The organism is Halorubrum sp. SS7, assembly GCF_005435055.1.
Taxonomy (GTDB): domain Archaea; phylum Halobacteriota; class Halobacteria; order Halobacteriales; family Haloferacaceae; genus Halorubrum; species Halorubrum salinarum.
This window is the reverse complement of record NZ_SGXV01000086.1, coordinates 1-1,551: the sequence shown is the minus strand read 5'-3', so window position 1 is coordinate 1,551 and position 1,551 is coordinate 1. Positions and strand designations below refer to the sequence as shown.

The window sequence follows — 1,551 nt, the reverse complement described above, 5'->3', positions numbered from 1 at the left end:
GCTGATCCGCCGTCGGGTATTCGGTGCCGTCGAACGCCTTGGAGACAGGGGGATCGGGTGCTGAACACGGAGGGTTCAGTCGACAGAACGCCTTCGAGGTGGTCTCTCCAATCGACTCTGAACCGGTCGACGGACCGTCCCTACCGATTGACCGGCAACGCGAGACGGCAGTCAGCGGAACGACCGGATCGGCTCAGGCGTCGTGATAATCAACGGTGATCTCGGTCGGTCGGTCGGCACCGTTCAGACGCCAGAGGGTGAACGAGTAGTCGTAATGGTACTCGGGGGTGTCCGGGTCCGGCGGGAAGGCTTGGTACGAGGTGACGTCGTATCGGAGCCGCCCGTTCTGATAGACGGACCGGTCGGTGAAGTCGTCAACGATGTCTTCGACGGGATTCCCGCCCTTCTCGTGGTAGTCCATGAGCCCCGCACCCGTCGGGAGGACGCCGACGATGACCGACATGAACTGCTTACCCGGGTCGAACGTTCGGAACGCCGTTCCGGGGGCGCTGTCGTCGTCTGCCGGGGTGAGCGCTCCCCAGTCGATGAGTTTGCGCGCGGCGTCCGGATGCGCGAGGATCATCCCCCAGACCGCGGGGACACCTCCGTCAGGCGTTGGCTGCTGATCGATGATTGGCGTATAGGCGGTCGTTCCGAGCGACGAAGCGATCTGTGGCCGGGCGCCGGAACTGAGGGCGCTACAACCAGCGAGTCCGGTGAGAACCGCTGCGCCGGAGAGGTGGAGGGTCTTCCGTCGTGACAGTTCGGGGGCCATACGCACCGATGAGCTCGTCGAGACTTATAATCGGCGTCTTGCGTTCAAGACGCTCGACGGACGGCTCGCCCGTGGGACCACGAGACGCTCGGAAGGGAGCAGAGACAGAGAGCCGCTGGGCTCTGAACGCGGGAGGGAGCGTTCGGTGAGTGAATATCGCTCGTTTCGCGTACTCGGCGACGAAGCGTTCGGGCGGCGTACGATCGCAGTGCCGAGTCCTCCGCGAGATCACGGGTCGAGTGAGTCGATGCCGCGCATGGTCGCAGTAGCGACGAGGTCGTACTGAGTCGGACCCGGCTACGTCCCGCCCGTGGCGGTCCAACTCGCGCTCGCCTCGACGGCGTTCTCGAACGTGAGCTCGGCGACCTCGGGCGGGCTGTCGCCGCTGCCTTCGGGAAGGAACTGAAAGCTGAGTCGTTCCCCGGTTTCACCGAGGAGCGCTTCGAGGGAGACGATGTCGCCCCGTCGGGCGCTGACGAACTCTCGACGGACGACCGTCTCTCCGCCGGCGACGACGGTATCGAGCGAGGCGTCGTACTCGTCCAGTTTCGTACGTATCGAGACCGGCACGGGGCCGTCGCCCGTATTCGTTATCACGAGTGTTCCGCCCGGGTAGTCGGAAGACCGATCACCGTCCGCGAACGCGCCCGTACAGCCGGCGAGGGATACGGCGGCGAGACAGCCTCCGATTCCGCGCAGAAATCGTCGTCTCTCCATGGCAACGTTGTTCGGGTCGTCCGTGAAATGTCTTCGTATCGAAACGTCACGGATCGAAC

Annotated in this window: 1 protein-coding gene and 1 pseudogene; both read right to left on the bottom strand. The window is 64.5% G+C overall.

Features of this window, described 5'->3' with window-relative positions; translation table 11 throughout:
- Positions 1-193: 193 nt before the first annotated feature.
- On the bottom strand, positions 194-775 hold the full coding sequence (locus EXE44_RS16720; RefSeq protein ID WP_137717963.1) for a hypothetical protein: 582 nt from the start codon (positions 773-775) through the stop codon (positions 194-196).
- Between the two features lie 297 nt (positions 776-1,072).
- A pseudogene (locus tag EXE44_RS20360) lies at positions 1,073-1,551 on the bottom strand (hypothetical protein); the annotation flags it as partial.